The organism is Streptomyces sp. NPDC020192, assembly GCF_044388685.1.
GTDB lineage: Bacteria > Actinomycetota > Actinomycetes > Streptomycetales > Streptomycetaceae > Streptomyces.
On sequence record NZ_JBIRXG010000023.1, the window covers coordinates 18704 to 33592 of the forward strand.

Annotated in this window: 10 protein-coding genes and 1 riboswitch; of the genes, 3 read left to right on the forward strand and 7 right to left on the reverse strand. The window is 72.3% G+C overall.

Features of this window, described 5'->3' with window-relative positions:
* Positions 1–124: 124 nt before the first annotated feature.
* Complete coding sequence (locus ACH47Z_RS34705) at positions 125–3040, reverse strand: GNAT family N-acetyltransferase (protein ID WP_399080937.1); 2916 nt, start codon at positions 3038–3040, stop codon at positions 125–127.
* A gap of 176 nt (positions 3041–3216) precedes the next feature.
* On the opposite strand from ACH47Z_RS34705, the gene ACH47Z_RS34710 reads away from it, so the two are divergent.
* On the forward strand, positions 3217–3498 hold the full coding sequence (locus ACH47Z_RS34710; RefSeq protein ID WP_399080939.1) for an HPr family phosphocarrier protein: 282 nt from the start codon (positions 3217–3219) through the stop codon (positions 3496–3498).
* A 169-nt stretch (positions 3499–3667) separates the two neighbouring features.
* On the opposite strand, the gene ACH47Z_RS34715 is transcribed toward ACH47Z_RS34710, so the two are convergent.
* The 4 genes from ACH47Z_RS34715 to ACH47Z_RS34730 form a co-directional block, all read right to left on the reverse strand.
* Positions 3668–4354 carry a GntR family transcriptional regulator gene (locus ACH47Z_RS34715; protein ID WP_399080941.1) on the reverse strand — a complete coding sequence of 229 codons (687 nt, stop codon included), beginning with the start codon at positions 4352–4354 and terminating at the stop codon, positions 3668–3670.
* 197 nt (positions 4355–4551) lie between these two features.
* The gene (locus ACH47Z_RS34720; RefSeq protein ID WP_399080943.1) at positions 4552–5295 is read right to left on the reverse strand and encodes a M23 family metallopeptidase; all 744 of its coding nucleotides are present in this window, start codon (positions 5293–5295) and stop codon (positions 4552–4554) included.
* Between the two features lie 12 nt (positions 5296–5307).
* A riboswitch (cyclic di-AMP (ydaO/yuaA leader) is annotated at positions 5308–5465 on the reverse strand.
* Positions 5466–5685: 220 nt separating this feature from the next.
* Positions 5686–7074 carry a M16 family metallopeptidase gene (locus tag ACH47Z_RS34725; protein WP_399080945.1) on the reverse strand — a complete coding sequence of 463 codons (1389 nt, stop codon included), beginning with the start codon at positions 7072–7074 and terminating at the stop codon, positions 5686–5688.
* The gene (locus tag ACH47Z_RS34730) at positions 7071–8474 is read right to left on the reverse strand and encodes a M16 family metallopeptidase (RefSeq protein WP_399080947.1); all 1404 of its coding nucleotides are present in this window, start codon (positions 8472–8474) and stop codon (positions 7071–7073) included. Before ACH47Z_RS34730 ends, ACH47Z_RS34725 begins: the two co-directional genes overlap by 4 nt.
* 259 nt (positions 8475–8733) lie before the next feature.
* Here ACH47Z_RS34730 and ACH47Z_RS34735 point away from each other — a divergent pair, with 259 nt between their 5' ends.
* Positions 8734–11193, forward strand: coding sequence for a DNA topoisomerase (ATP-hydrolyzing) subunit A (locus tag ACH47Z_RS34735; protein ID WP_399080948.1), 2460 nt, complete (start codon positions 8734–8736; stop codon positions 11191–11193).
* A 5-nt stretch (positions 11194–11198) separates the two neighbouring features.
* Here the strand turns inward: ACH47Z_RS34735 and ACH47Z_RS34740 are convergent, their stop codons facing one another.
* Positions 11199–12266 carry a CobW family GTP-binding protein gene (locus tag ACH47Z_RS34740; protein ID WP_399080950.1) on the reverse strand — a complete coding sequence of 356 codons (1068 nt, stop codon included), beginning with the start codon at positions 12264–12266 and terminating at the stop codon, positions 11199–11201.
* A 76-nt stretch (positions 12267–12342) separates the two neighbouring features.
* Positions 12343–13506 carry a citrate synthase/methylcitrate synthase gene (locus ACH47Z_RS34745; protein WP_399080952.1) on the reverse strand — a complete coding sequence of 388 codons (1164 nt, stop codon included), beginning with the start codon at positions 13504–13506 and terminating at the stop codon, positions 12343–12345.
* 113 nt (positions 13507–13619) lie between these two features.
* On the opposite strand from ACH47Z_RS34745, the gene ACH47Z_RS34750 reads away from it, so the two are divergent.
* The gene (locus ACH47Z_RS34750) at positions 13620–14876 is read left to right on the forward strand and encodes a citrate/2-methylcitrate synthase (RefSeq protein ID WP_399080954.1); all 1257 of its coding nucleotides are present in this window, start codon (positions 13620–13622) and stop codon (positions 14874–14876) included.
* Positions 14877–14889 lie beyond the last annotated feature (13 nt).

A 14889-nucleotide genomic window follows, 5' to 3' on the forward strand; every position in this document is an offset into this window, starting at 1 on the left:
TGTCCAGCCCACCCGGTGCCGACCGGCGGGTCAGCTGAAGCTCACGCGGGGGCGGCCAACCTCAGGGGCGCGGGGCTGTGCTCGATATGCGGCTCCGCCGGCGATCTCCCTGCGGCCCCTCCGGTCAGTAGGCCGGCATCGTGCGCGGACCCAGGTCGTCGCGGGCGGGCGGTGGCGCCAGCCGGACGGTGGCGCCGAGGACGCCGGCGCCGTGCGGGGCGACGACGACCGGCTCCAGGGTGACCGCGACCACCTCCGGGTGATCGTCGACCAGCCGGGACACCCGCAGCAGCAGTTCCTCCAGCGCCGGGGTGTCGACGGGCGTGGAGCCGCGCCAGCCGAACAGCAGGGGGGCCGTACGGATCGACCGCACGAGAGACGTCGCCTCGCGGTCGGTGACGGGGACCAGCCGGTGCGCCATGTCTCCGAGCAGCTGGGAGGCGGCCCCGGCGAGCCCGAAGGACAGCACGGCGCCGGCGGCCGGGTCGATCACGGCCCGTACGACCGTGTCGACGCCCCTGGGCGCCATGCCCTGCACCACCGGCCGCAGCTCCTCCGGCGCCCCGAACAGCCCGGTCAACTCCGCGTACGCCCGGCGCAGTTGCTCCTCGTCCGCGAGATCGAGGCGTACGCCGCCCAGGTCCGCGCGGTGCCGCAGATGCGGGGCGGTGGCCTTGAGGGCGACCGGATAGCCGAGGGCGCGGGCGGCCTCGGCGGCGGCGTCGGGGGTGGCGGCGGGCAGGGCCCGGCGGACGTGGATGCCGTACTTCTCAAGCAGCTCGCAGGTCTCGGCGGCGGAGATCGTGAGCCCCTCCCCGCGCGCGAGCAGCTCCCCGATCAGCCGCGCGGCCCCCTTCTCGTCGATGTCGTCGTACTCCGGCACCTTCCCGGGCTCCGCCGCCTCCCGCCGCCACTGCCCGTACTTCACGGCTTCGGCAAGCGCCCGCACGGCGCGTTCGGCGGCGGGGTAGGCGGGGATGAGGCGGGTGCCGTCGGGGAGTGCCGCCACTGCGGTGGAGGACGCGGCTGCCACGGTGGGGTGGCTGCCGCTTGCACCAGCCGTGGGCTCGCCGGCGCCCGCACCCGCTCCCGTGGTGGGCCATCGTTCCGCAGGGCCGAACAGATGGGCACCGCCCTCGGCTCCGGATGCCTTCTCAACGGCCTGCGGTGCGGTACTCGCCGCAGCCGACAACGCCTCCGCCAGCCCCCCTAGCTCCACATGGACCACCAGCACCGGCTTGCCCGGAACGGCCGCCGCGGCCGACCGCAGCGCCTCCGCCAGCTCCGCATCCCCCGGCGACCCTTCCCCGATCGCGGGGATCGCCGTGACGACAACGGCGTCGTGCGTGCTGTCGGCCAGCGCGGCGGACAGCGCCCGGTGGAAGTCCTCCGCCGTGGCCCCGGTCGTCAGATCCACCGGCCGAGCCGGCCGCAGGCCTTCCGCCAGGCAGCGGTCGTACGCCAGCGCGCCCAGCGACTCGGAGTTGCCGAGGATCGCCACCCGCGGCCCGGCAGGCAGCGGCTGGCGGGCGAGCAGGAGGCCCGTGTCGACCAGTTCGGTGATCGTGTCGACCCGGAGCACCCCGGCCTGCCGCAGCAGCGCGGAGACGGTGGCGTGCGGCAGCCGCGTCGCCCGTACCGCGTGCCCCTGCGGCGCGGAGCCGACCCCCTGCACCACGACCAGCGGCTTCGCCGCCGCCGTCCGCCGCGCGAGCCGGGTGAACTTGCGCGGGTTGCCGATGGACTCGAGGTACATGAGGGCGACGTCGGTCTCGGGATCGTCGTACCAGTACTGGAGGACGTCGTTGCCGGAGACGTCCGCGCGGTTGCCGGCGGAGACGAACGTGGAGACGCCCGTGACCCCGGTGACCCCTCCCCCGCGCCGGTGCAGCCGGGACAGCAGGGCGATGCCGATGGCGCCGGACTGGGCGAACAGTCCGATGCGGCCGGGGCGCGGCATCTCGGGGGCGAGGGAGGCGTTCAACCGGACGTCCGGCGCGGTGTTGATGACCCCGAAGGCGTTGGGGCCGATGAGCCGCATGCCGTACGCGCGCGCGTGCCGTACGAGGGCCCGCTGCCGCTCCCGCCCCTCGGGGCCGCTCTCGGCGTATCCGGCGGAGAGGACGACGAGCCCCTGCACGCCGTGCTCGCCGCACTCCGCGACCACCGCGGGCACGTGGTCGGCCGGTACGGCGATCACGGCGAGGTCGACCGGCCCGTCGATGTCCCGCACCGAGCGGTGCGCGGGAACCCCGTCGACCTCCTTGAGGTCCTCCGGGAGGGCCTGGTTCACGGCGTGCAGCCGGCCGCCGTAGCCGCCGTCCCGGATGTTGCCGAGGACGCTGCGGCCGACTCCGCCGGGGGCGCGGCCCACGCCGATGACCGCCACCGAGCCGGGCGCGAGCAGCCGCCGTACCGAGCGGGCCTCGGCGCGCTGCTCCCGCGCACGCTGCACGGCGAGCGAGCGGTCGGTGGGCTCGAGGTCGAACTCCAGGCGGACGACGCCGTCCTCGAAGCTGCGCTTCTGCGTGTACCCCGCATCCGTGAACACCTTGATCATCTTGGTGTTGGCGGGAAGCACCTCGGCGGCGAAGCGGCGGATGCCCCGCTCGCGCGCGACCGCCGCGATGTGCTCCAGCAGGGCGGAGGCGACCCCGCGGCCCTGGTGCGCGTCCTGCACCAGGAAGGCGACTTCGGCCTCGTCGGCCGGTGCGGAGGCGGGCAGGCCGTCGGCGCCGATGCGGTCATAGCGTACGGTGGCGATGAACTCGCCGCCGATGGTGGCCGCGAGTCCCACCCGGTCCACAAAGTCGTGGTGCGTGAAGCGGTGGACGTCCTTGGCGGACAGTCGTGGGTACGGCGCGAAGAAGCGGTAGTACTTCGACTCGTCCGAGACCTGCTCGTAGAAGCTGACCAGGCGGTCGGCGTCATCAACGGTGATGGGCCGGATGCGCGCGGTACCCCCGTCGCGCAGCACCACGTCCGCCTCCCAGTGGGCGGGATACTCGTGCCGGTCCTGCCGGCCCGCCGAGGTCTGCATGGGCCCCAGAGTACGGCTCGCATCCGACAACGGTGCGAGGCAGTCTGTGGAGGACGTATGTCGGATCGAGGCCGCGGTCCGACGTCACGCCGGAGGGGACGAAGGTCCGCTCCGGGCATGCTTCACGATATGGGAAACTGGTCTAGACAACCCTGAACACCGAAGGGCAGCAACACATGGCTGAGCGCCGCGTCAACGTCGGCTGGGCCGAGGGCCTCCACGCCCGCCCCGCCTCCATCTTCGTCCGAGCCGCCACGGCCGCAGGCGTCCCGGTGACGATCGCCAAGGCTGACGGGACCCCCGTCAACGCGGCCTCGATGCTGGCCGTCCTGGGCCTCGGCGCCCAGGGGGGCGAGGAGATCGTCCTCGCCTCCGATGCCGAGGGCGCGGACGTCGCCCTGGACCGTCTGGCCAAGCTGGTCGCCGAGGGTCTGGAAGAGCTGCCCGAGACGGTCTGACCGCTCACGCGCAGAACAACGGAGCCGCGTCGCCCTTTCGGGCGGCGCGGCTTCGCCGTTTTCAGCGCGGCCCGGTCGGCCGTCTTTTGGAAATACGCGGACACACCGGAATTCAGGCAGCAGGAATACGCCTGCGCCGAATTACTCTTCTTTGTATACGGCGCCCGTGTTAATGCCGCAGGCCCGACATGTTTACGGTGTGTTGCGAAGTCCTCACATGCTCACCGGCACCGGAGAAGCGCAGCCGGTGCACGGCCGTCGCGCGCTCACCGTGCAACGCCGTGAGCGACCGCGCGCGCTCGCCGTCGCCGCGCGCCACCGCGTCCACGATCGCGCCGTGCTCCGCCCAGGACTCGGCCGGGCTGGACGGCGCCTCCACCGTGTACATCCAGGCGATCTTGTGCCGCAGCTGGGTCAGCATCGAGGTCAGCGAGGGGCTGCCGCAGGCCTGGGCGAGCGTCTCGTGGAACCAGCCGCCCAGCGAGCGCAGATCCTCGCTGCTACCCCGCCTGGCCCGCTCCTGGCCCAGCCGCACCAGGCCGCGCAGCACCTTCAGATGCGCCTCCGTGCGCCGCTGTGCGGCCCGGGCGGCCCCGAGCGGCTCCAGGAGCATGCGCATCTCCAGCAGGTCGGCGGCCTCCTGCTCGGTCGGCTCGGCCACGCACGCGCCCGCATGCCGGCGCGTCACCACGAAGCCCTCCGCCTCCAGGGTGCGCAGGGCCTCGCGGACGGGGACGCGCGAGACGCCGTAGCGACGGGCCAGGACTTCCTCGGTCAGCCGGCCGCCACGCTCGTAGACACCGGCGACGATGTCGTCCCGGATCGCCGTGCATACCGAGTGCGCCGGAATACGCATGACCGACCTCCGCCTTAATCCCCGTGAAACGTCGACGATGGACGTGTGTTCCGTGACTCTATTCCAATGAGCCGGAATTTCCGACGGCGGGCCGGAATCCATGGAAGTTTTTTGGACAGACATCCGGCGGACAGCGTGAAAAACGGCGAAAGCCCCGGCTCGGTGAGCCGGGGCCGCGGATGCCGTGCGCGGGTGCGTCAGACGGTCACGCCGTGCTTGCGGAGATAGGCGACGGGGTCGACGTCCGAGCCGTAGTCGGGGGTCGTACGGGCCTCGAAGTGGAGGTGCGGCCCGGTGACGTTGCCGGTCGCGCCGGACAGGCCGATCTGCTGGCCCGGGGTGACCTGCTGGCCCACCGTGACCCCGAGCGACGACAGATGGCCGTACTGGGTGTACATGCCGTCGGCCATCCGGATCACGATCTGGTTGCCGTACGCGCCGCCCCAGCCGGTGGAGACGACGGTGCCGGAGCCGACCGCGTGGACGGGCGTGCCGCTGGCCGCGTGGAAGTCGATGCCGGTGTGGGAGCCGGAGGACCACAGGGAGCTGCTGGCCTTGTAGCCCGTGGAGACGTACGAGTCCGTGATCGGGGCGACGAAACGGTTCAGCCGCTCGCGCTCGGCCTCGCGGGCGGCGCGCGCCTTGGCCGCGCGGATCTCCTGGGCCCGCTTGGCGGCGGCCTGCTCGGCCGCCTTCTGCTCGGCGGCCCGCTGCTGGGCGGCGGCCTGCGCGCTGATGTGCTCGGCCACGTCGTCGCTCACGGTGAGGACCGGAGTGAGGCCGGTCTGCTCCGCGGCGTTCTCGGCGGCGAGGGCCGGGGAGGCCGCGAGGGTGCCGATGACACCGGTGGTGGTCAGGGCCGCGACACCGGCCGCCTGAGCGGTGGTGCGCTTGACCCGGCCGGGCTTGCGATGCTTCCCGGTGGCGCACATGAACGCCATGAAGTGGCTGGTCCTTTCCTTCCCTCTCGCCTACCGGGTTAGCTGACGGGTTCGGAGCAGGAAGGTCTCCTACGGGCCCCACGCGCACGCGTGGCGTCCGATTCACCCCAGGGACGTGGGTCCCCGGCTCCCCTGGCTCGCGCCGTACGGGGACTCGGCGATGGCTGTCCGGTGCCGCGGGTGCGGCGCACTGCCCGACGAACAGCCCGGACGACGCTAGGCGGGCGCCTCGGCAATCCCCAAACGGATCCGGGTTTTTGTAGCGCATCCCACAGGGCAGACAGGCAACCTCCGCCCCAAATCGGGCATCTGGGGAAGACATGAGGAAGAGAGCGGAACAGCAGGGGCCCTGACGGCCTGTCGGTCGTCAGGGCCCCACGCGTGCGTGCGTCAGTCGGCCGCCACCACGGTGACGTCGCCGATGCCGAGCGCCTCCACCGGCGCCTTGATCTGGGCGGCGTCACCGACGAGGACGGTCACCATGCGGTCCACCGGGAAGGCGTTCACGACGGCGGCCGTGGCCTCCACCGTGCCCGTCGCGGCCAGCTGCTGGTACAGCGTCGCCTGGAAGTCGTCGGGCAGGTGCTGCTCGACCTGGTCGGCCAGCGTGCTCGCGACGGCCGCCGCCGTCTCGTACTTCAGCGGCGCCACCCCGACGAGGTTCTGCACGGCCACGTCCCGCTCGGCGTCGGTCAGGCCGTCCGCCGCGAGGGTGCGCAGCACCTTCCACAGGTCGTCCAGCGCGGGACCGGTGTTGGGCGTGTCCACGGAACCGCTGATGGCGAGCATCGACACACCCGTGCCGTCCGGGGCGGACCGGAGGACCTGCCCGAAGGACCGCACACCGTAGGTGTAGCCCTTCTCCTCGCGCAGGACGCGGTCCAGGCGGGAGGTGAGGGTGCCGCCGAGGCAGTAGGTGCCGAGCACCTGGGCGGGCCACACGCGGTCGTGCCGGTCGGGGCCGACGCGGCCGATGAGCAGCTGCGTCTGGACGGCGCCGGGCCGGTCCACGATGACCACGCGCCCGGTGTCGTCGGCGCTCACCGCGGGCACCGGCCGGGGCTCGCCCTGGCTGCCGGTCCAGGCGCCCAGGGTCTCGCCGAGCAGCGCGTCCAGGTCGATCCCGGTGAGGTCGCCGACCACGACCGCGGTGGCCGTGGCGGGGCGGACGTAGCGGTCGTAGAAGGCGCGTACGGCGGCGGCGTCGATCTTCTCGACGGTCTCCTCGGTGCCCTGGCGCGGGCGCGACATGCGCGAGGTCGCCGGGAACAGCTCCTTGGAGAGCTCCTTGGCGGCCCGCCGGGAGGGGTTGGCCAGCTCGTGCGGGATCTCGTCCAGGCGGTTGCGGACCAGCCGCTCGACCTCGCTCTCGGCGAACGCGGGCGCGCGCAGGGCGTCGGCGAGCAGGCCCAGGCCCTTGGCCAGCCGGGAGGCGGGCACCTCCAGGCTGAGCCGGACACCGGGGTGGTCGGCATGCGAGTCCAGCGTGGCGCCCGCGCGCTCCAGCTCGGCGGCGAACTCCTCGGCGGAGTGCTTGTCGGTGCCCTCGGAGAAGGCCCGCGCCATGATCGTGCCGACGCCGTCCAGGCCGGCCGGCTCGGCGTCCAGGGGGGCGTCCAGCAGCACCTCGACGGCGACGATCTGCTGGCCGGGGCGGTGGCAGCGCAGCACGGTCAGGCCGTTGTCGAGCGTGGCGCGCTCGGGGGCCGGGAACGCCCACGGCCTGGCCTCGCCGGGCTGCGGCTGGGGGTGGAAGTCCATGGTGGCGAGCTCGGTCACTTGGCCGTCTCCTCGTTCTCGTTACCGGCCTCTACGGTCGCTTCCCGCTCCGGGTCCTCGCCGCGCCCCGCCTCCTCGGTGTGCTCGGCGGACTCGGCGGACAGCGGCTCGTAGACCAGGACCGCGCGGTTGTCGGGGCGCAGGCGGGCCTTGGCGACCTCCTGGACCTCCTTCGGGGTGATCTCCAGGACGCGCTTGACGGCGGTCAGGGCGAGCTGCGGGTCGCCGAACAGGACGGCGAACCGGCACAGTTCGTCGGCGCGGCCGGCGACCGTGCCGAGCCGGTCCAGCCACTCGCGCTCCAACTGGGCCTGGGCGCGCTCCATTTCCTCGGGCGTGGGGCCCTCCTCGGCGAACCGGGCCAGCTCCTCGTCGATGGCGGTCTCGATGACCGGCACCTCGACGTCCCCGGAGGTCTTCACGTCCAGCCAGCCCATGGAAGGCGCACCGGCGAGGCGCAGCAGGCCGAAGCCGGCCGCGACGGCCGTACGGTCACGGCGCACCAGCCGGTTGTACAGGCGGGAGGACTCGCCGCCGCCGAGGACGGTCAGGGCGAGGTCGGCCGCGTCGCACGCGCGCGTGCCGTCGTGCGGGAGCCGGTAGGCGGCCATCAGGGCGCGCGCCGGAACCTCCTCGACGACGACCTCGCGCTTCTGCTCGCCGATGACGTCCGGCAGGGAGCCGTCGCGGGGGGCGGGCTTGCCGTCGTGCGCCTGGATCGAGCCGAAGTACTTCTCGATCCAGGCGAGGGTCTGCACCGGGTCGATGTCACCGACCACGGAGAGCACCGCGTTGTTCGGCGCGTAGTAGGTGCGGAAGAACTGGCGGGCGTCCTCCAGGGTGGCCGCGTCCAGGTCCGCCATCGAGCCGATCGGCGTGTGGTGGTAGGGGTGACCCTCCGGGTACGACAGGGCGGTCAGCTTCTCGAAGGCGGTGCCGTAGGGGACGTTGTCGTAGCGCTGGCGGCGCTCGTTCTTCACGACGTCCCGCTGGTTCTCCATGGACTCGTCGTCCAGGGCGGCCAGCAGCGAGCCCATGCGGTCGGCCTCCAGCCAGAGCGCCAGCTCCAGCTGGTGGGTGGGCATGGTCTCGAAGTAGTTCGTGCGCTCGAAGCTGGTGGTGCCGTTGAGCGAGCCGCCGGCGCCCTGCACCAGCTCGAAGTGACCGTTGCCCTTCACCTGTCCCGAGCCCTGGAACATCAGGTGCTCGAAAAGGTGAGCCAGGCCGGTACGCCCCTTGACTTCATGGCGGGAGCCGACGTCGTACCAGAGGCAGACCGCCGCCACCGGGGTCAGGTGGTCCTCGGAGAGCACCACGCGCAGACCGTTGGCCAGCCGGTGCTCGGTCGCTGTCAGGCCCCCGGAGCCTGCCTCGGCTGTGGTCGTGTGACCCATGGGCATGTACGTCCCTTCGCGAGCGGAGGCGGTTGTGCTAACCGCGGTTTTCCTGCCGTTCCTGCCACTGTATGCACAGCGCGCGGGACCTCGGCGAAGTTCCCGCGGGACGTACGCCCACAGCGGATCCCGTAGCCCGCCCCGGACCCGCCCGGGGGTACCGGCAGGCCCGTTGAAACCGGGTCGTGGCACGGGTTGTCAGTGGCTCGGTCCACAATGGTCGGCGTCAGATCCGTCAAACGCGTCAGCAAGGAGCCAGGCAGCGATGGCCCGCCGCAGCACGAAGACCCCGCCGCCCGACGACTCGTACGAGGAGAAGATCCTCGACATCGACGTCGTCGACGAGATGCGTGGCTCCTACCTCGAGTACGCGTACTCGGTCATCTACTCGCGCGCCCTGCCGGACGCCCGTGACGGCCTCAAGCCGGTGCACCGCCGGATCGTGTACCAGATGAACGAGATGGGCCTGCGCCCCGACCGCGGCTATGTGAAGTGCGCGCGTGTCGTCGGCGAGGTCATGGGCAAGCTGCACCCGCACGGCGACGCGTCGATCTACGACGCCCTGGTGCGTATGGCCCAGCCCTTCTCCATGCGCGTGCCGCTGGTCGACGGCCACGGCAACTTCGGCTCGCTGGGCAACGACGACCCGCCGGCCGCCATGCGGTACACCGAGTGCCGGCAGGCCGCGGCGACGAGCCTGATGACCGAGTCGATCGACGAGGACACGGTCGACTTCGCGCCCAACTACGACGGCCAGGAGCAGGAGCCGGTGGCGCTGCCCGCTGCCTTCCCGAACCTGCTGGTCAACGGCTCCTCCGGCATCGCGGTCGGCATGGCGACGAACATGCCGCCGCACAACCTGCGCGAGGTCATCGCGGCCGCCCGCCATCTGATCAGGCACCCGAACGCCGACCTGGACGCGCTGATGCGGCACGTCCCGGGCCCGGACCTGCCCACCGGCGGCCGGATCGTCGGTCTGGACGGCGTCCGGGACGCGTACGCGACGGGCCGCGGCACCTTCAAGATCCGTGCCACGGTGTCGGTGGAGACGGTGACGGCCCGCCGCAAGGGCCTGGTCATCACCGAACTGCCCTTCACGGTCGGCCCCGAGAAGGTCATCGCGAAGATCAAGGACCTGGTCAACTCGAAGAAGGTCCAGGGCATCGCGGACGTCAAGGACCTCACCGACCGCGAGCACGGCCTGCGCCTGGTCATCGAGGTCAAGAACGGCTTCGTGCCGGAGGCGATCCTGGAGCAGCTGTACAAGCTGACCCCGATGGAGGAGTCCTTCGGCATCAACAACGTGGCGCTGGTGGACGGCCAGCCGCTCACACTGGGCCTGAAGGAGCTGCTGGAGGTCTATCTCGACCACCGCTTCGACGTGGTCCGGCGCCGCAGCGAGTTCCGCCGCGGCAAGCGCCGCGACCGGCTGCACCTGGTCGAGGGCCTGCTGACCGCGCTGGTCGACATCGACGAGGTCATCCGGCTGATCCGGTCCAGCGAGAACTCCGCGCAGGCCAAGGAGCGCCTGATGGAGCGCTTCTCGCTGAGCGAGGTCCAGACGCAGTACATCCTCGACACGCCGCTGCGCCGGCTCACCAAGTACGACCGCATCGAGCTGGAGGCGGAGAAGGACAGGCTCACCGCGGAGATCGCGGAGCTGACCCGGATCCTGGACTCCGACGCGGAGCTGCGCAAGCTGGTCTCGGCCGAACTGGCCGACGTGGCCAAGAAGTTCGGCACCGACCGGCGCACGGTCCTGCTGGAGTCCGCGGGCGCCCCGGTGGCCGCGGTGGCGCTGCAGGTGGCCGACGACCCGTGCCGGGTGCTGATGTCCTCGACCGGCCTGCTGGCCCGTACGGCGACCGCCGAGCCGTTCGCGGAGGAGGCCGACGCGAGGCGCGTCAAGCACGACGTGATCGTCTCGGCGGTTCCAGCGACCGCGCGCGGTGAGGTCGGCGCGGTGACCTCGGCGGGCCGCCTGCTGCGGATCAACGTGGTCGACCTGCCCCAGCTGCCGGACACGGCGGCGGCCCCGAACCTCTCCGGGGGCGCCCCGCTGGCGGAGTTCGTCTCGCTGGAGGACGACGAGACGGTGGTCTGCCTGACCACGCTGGACGAGTCGTCCCCGGGTCTGGCCCTCGGCACCGAGCAGGGTGTCGTCAAGCGCGTGGTGCCCGACTATCCCTCCAACAAGGAGGAGCTGGAGGTCATCACGCTCAAGGAGGGCGACCGGATCGTCGGCGCGGTGGAGCTGCGCACCGGCGAGGAGGACCTGGTCTTCATCACGGACGACGCCCAGCTGCTGCGCTTCCAGGCCTCCATCGTCCGTCCGCAGGGCCGCCCGGCGGGCGGTATGGCGGGCATCAAGCTCGCCGATGGCGCCAAGGTCATCTCGTTCACGGCGATCGACCCGGCCGCCGACGCGGTGGTGTTCACGGTGGCGGGCTCGCGCGGCACGCTGGACGACTCGGTGCAGACGACGGCCAAGCTGACCCCGTTCGACCAGTACCCGCGCAAGGGCCGGGCCACGGGCGGCGTGCGCTGCCAGCGGTTCCTGAAGGGCGAGGACTGCCTGTCGCTGGCCTGGGCGGGGCCGGCTCCCGCGCGCGCGGCGCAGAAGACCGGCATCCCGGCCGAGCTGCCGGAGCTGGACCCGCGCCGGGACGGCTCGGGCACGTCGCTGCCGAAGACGGTGTCGGTGGTCGCGGGGCCCGTTTCCTAGGGCTCCTACGACTCCGCGTCGGGCTCCTCCTCGGAGCCCTGGACGTACCTCAGGACGCCCCACATGCCGTGCTCGTCGGCATGTGGGGCGTCGTTCCTGGCCGCCTCCAGCTCCTTGCCGAGGGTGTCGGTGTCGAGGCCGGAGCCGATCAGCACGAGCCGGGTGAGCCGGTCGCCGGCCGCGGGCCAGGGCTCGGGGTAGAAGCGCAGGAACCGGCCGACGGCGTGCACGGCGTACCGGTTGCGGCTGTCGTACGGCCCGAAGTCGACGTACCCCTTGATCCGGTACAGCCCCTCGGGCCGGCTGTCCAGGAACCGCATGAGGGCGCGGGGGTCCATGGGCACGTCGGAGGCGAAGGACAGGCTGTCGTAGCCGGTGTGCAGATGACCGGAGTGGTCATGCGCGTCGTGGTCGTGCAGGTCGTCGAAGGACAGCTGCCCGACGCGCTCCTCGCCGGGCCTGCAGTCGAAGAGGAACTCCGGGTCGATACGACCGTAGGTGGCGGGCACGACGGCGGCGCGGTCGGTGAACTCGCGGACGAGTCCGAGGACCCGGTCGGCGTCGTCGGCGCGGTCCAGCTTGTTGACGACGACCAGGTCGGCGAGGGCGAGGTGCCGCTCGATCTCGGGGTGCCGGGCGCGGGTGTCGTCGAACTCGGCGGCGTCCACGACCTCGACCAGGCCGCCGTAGACGACGCCGGGCTGCTCGCTGGCCAGCACCATCCGCACGAGTTCCTGCGGCTCGGCGAGCCCGCTGGCCTCGATGACGATCACATCGATGCCGGTGCCGGGGGCGGCGAGCCGGTCCAGGTAGACGTCGAGTTCGCTCGCGTCGACGGCGCAGCACAGGCAGCCGTTGCCGAGCGAGACGGTCGAGTCACCGAGGGCACCCGCGACGGCCATCGCGTCGATCTCGATGGACCCGAAATCGTTGACGATCGCCCCGATCCGGCTGCCGCCGCTGCGGTGCAGCAGGTGGTTGAGGAGCGTGGTCTTCCCGGAGCCCAGGAAACCGGCCAGCACGACGACCGGGATCTGCTGCGGACCGCTGCTGCTGCCCGGGCTGTGCACCATGGTGTTCCCCAACGGGCGACCTCTCTCACGTGGACCGACTGCCGGACCAGGATAGGAGTGGCGCCCGGGGGCGGGCTCACGGCTGAGCCGGCACCGCCACCGGGGGCTCCGGGCCGACGTAGCGGGCCACCGGGCGGATGATCTTCGAATCCGCCGCCTGCTCCAGGATGTTGGCACTCCACCCCACCACCCGGGCCGCGGCGAAGGTGGGGGTGAACATCTCGCGGGGCAGGCCGCACAGTTCCATGACCACGCCGGCGTAGAACTCGACGTTGGTGTGGAGTTCGCGGCCGGGCTTCAGCTCGGCGAGGATCGCCTCGACGGTGCGCTCGACCTGCACCGCGAACTCGACACGCGGGCCGCCGAAGCTCTCGGCGATCTCCCGCAGCATCCGCGAACGGGGGTCCTCCGTACGGTAGATGGCATGTCCGAACCCCATGATCCGGTCGCCGGCGAGCACCCGCTCACGGATCCAGGAGTCGATCCGGTCCGGGGTACCGATGGCGTCCAGGGTGTCCAGGGCCCGACTGGGCGCACCTCCGTGCAGCGGCCCGGACAGGGCACCCACCGCTCCGGTCAGGCAGGCCACCACGTCGGCGCCGGTGGAGGCGATGACGCGAGCGGTGAAGGTTGACGCATTGAATCCGTGATCAATGGTTGAGATCAGGTATTGCTCGACCGCACGGGCCCGACGCGGCTCCGGCTCCTCGCCCGTGAGCATGTACAGGTAGTTGGCCGCGTACGGGAGATCCTCGCGCGGCTCGACCGGGTCCAGGCCCTGACCGAGCCGGTACAGCGCGGTGAGCAGCGTGGGTACGGCGGCGCAGGCGGCCACGGTGTCGGCGCGGCGCCGGTCGGCGTCGATGTCGTACAGAGGTCGCAGTCCCCGCGCCGAACCCAGCAGCGACAGGGCCGTACGCAGGCCGGACAGCGGGCCGGAGACGCGGCTCGCGGCGGCGATCGCGGGCAGCGCGGCGCGGACCTCCTCGGGCAGCCGGCGCAGCGCGGCGGTCTCGGCCGCGAAGGCGGCACGGCGCTCCGCGTCCGGGAGCGTGCCGTGCACCAGGAGGTGCCAGACGTCCTCGAAGCCGCGAGTCCGCGCGAGTTCGACGGCCGAGTACTGGCGGTAGTGGTAGAAGCCCTCCCGTCCGCGGACGTCACCGATCTCGGTCTCGGTGACGACGACGCCCGCGAGGCCGCGCGGGGCGTCGATGAGCGGGGCGGTCCTGTTGATGGACATGGTTCTCCTCCCTGAACTTGATTCGACTGTCCATGCTTGACTTGTTTCCTGTCAACGTTGATTCAGTCAATACATAGCTATCAAGGTATGCAGAGACGACTACGGTGTCCCCCATGCGCGATCACGAACCCGCTCCCGGCCGTCCCGGACGAAGGCTGACCACGCGGGAGACCGCCGAACTGCTCGGCGTGAAGCCCGAGACGGTCTACGCGTACGTGAGCCGCGGCCTGCTCAGCAGCAGACGCGAACCCGGCGGCCGGGCCAGCACCTTCGAGGCCAGGGAGGTCGAGGCGCTCGCCCGGCGCAGCCGGCGCGAGGCGGCCGGAACCCCGGGCTCCGGCGGGGATCTGTCCGTCCGGACCCGCATCACGCTGATCGAGCAGGACCGGTACTACTTCCGCGGCGTGGACGCCGTGGAGCTGGCCCTGCGCCACTCCTACGAGGAAGTCGCGGAGTGGCTGTGGACGGGCCGGCTCACCCCGGGGGTCACCTTCTCCGCGCCCGCCCCCACGGTCGAGGTCGCCCGTCGCGCGGTCGACGCCCTGTCGGAGCACGCCTCCCCCACCGACCGGCTCCGGGTGGCGGCGATCGCCGCGGCGGCCGAGGACCCGCTGCGCTTCGACCTGTCCGAGGACGCCGTGCTGAACACCGCGCGGATCCTCATCCCCACGCTCGTCACCGCGCTACCGCCGGCCCGGTACGACCACAGGGACGAGGGCCCGCTGGCCCACCGCCTGTGGGCCCGGCTGACCGGACGCCCCGCCGACGAGGCGTCCCTGCGCGTCCTGGACACCGCGCTCGCCCTGCTCGCCGACCACGATCTGGCCGCCTCCACGCTCGCCGTCCGGGTCGCCGCCTCGGCCCGGGCGCACGCCTACGCGGCGGTCTCGGCCGGGCTCGGCGTCCTGGAGGGCCCGCTGCACGGCGCCGCGAGCGGCAGTGCCCACCGCCTGCTGCTCGACGTGCTCGACCAGGGCACGGCCGTCCCGGTGATCGCCGACGAACTGCGCGCGGGCCGCCGGGTCCCCGGGCTGGGCCACCGGCTCTACACCGGCGAGGACCCGCGCGCACGCGTGCTGTTCGGCCAGTTGGAGCAGATCCCGGGCGCGGAGCCGGCGCTGCTCGCGGCGCGGGACATCGTCGCCACGACCGCCCGGCATACGCCGCTGCACGCCAACGTCGACCTGGCCCTGGCGGCGTTCACGGCGTCCAGCGGCATGCCCGCGACAGCCGGCGAGACGATCTTCGCCGTGGCCCGGACGGCGGGCTGGATCGCACACGCGCTGGAGGAGTACGGCGAGCGCCCGCTGCGCATGCGCCCGGTCGGCCACTACGTCGGTCCGCGACCGCCGCAGCCCCTGCCGGAGTAGACACGGCTTCGGC

Bases quoted from the DNA above. Each gene is read 5' to 3' on its own strand.
- ACH47Z_RS34750 (WP_399080954.1), top strand. From the start codon at position 13,620: ATGCGCGATCACGAACCCGCTCCCGGCCGTCCCGGACGAAGGCTGACC.
- ACH47Z_RS34705 (WP_399080937.1), bottom strand. From the start codon at position 3,040: ATGCAGACCTCGGCGGGCCGGCAGGACCGGCACGAGTATCCCGCCCAC.
- ACH47Z_RS34730 (WP_399080947.1), bottom strand. From the start codon at position 8,474: ATGCCCATGGGTCACACGACCACAGCCGAGGCAGGCTCCGGGGGCCTG.
- ACH47Z_RS34735 (WP_399080948.1), top strand. From the start codon at position 8,734: ATGGCCCGCCGCAGCACGAAGACCCCGCCGCCCGACGACTCGTACGAG.
- ACH47Z_RS34740 (WP_399080950.1), bottom strand. From the start codon at position 12,266: ATGGTGCACAGCCCGGGCAGCAGCAGCGGTCCGCAGCAGATCCCGGTC.
- ACH47Z_RS34720 (WP_399080943.1), bottom strand. From the start codon at position 5,295: ATGGCGTTCATGTGCGCCACCGGGAAGCATCGCAAGCCCGGCCGGGTC.
- ACH47Z_RS34745 (WP_399080952.1), bottom strand. From the start codon at position 13,506: ATGTCCATCAACAGGACCGCCCCGCTCATCGACGCCCCGCGCGGCCTC.
- ACH47Z_RS34715 (WP_399080941.1), bottom strand. From the start codon at position 4,354: ATGCGTATTCCGGCGCACTCGGTATGCACGGCGATCCGGGACGACATC.
- ACH47Z_RS34710 (WP_399080939.1), top strand. From the start codon at position 3,217: ATGGCTGAGCGCCGCGTCAACGTCGGCTGGGCCGAGGGCCTCCACGCC.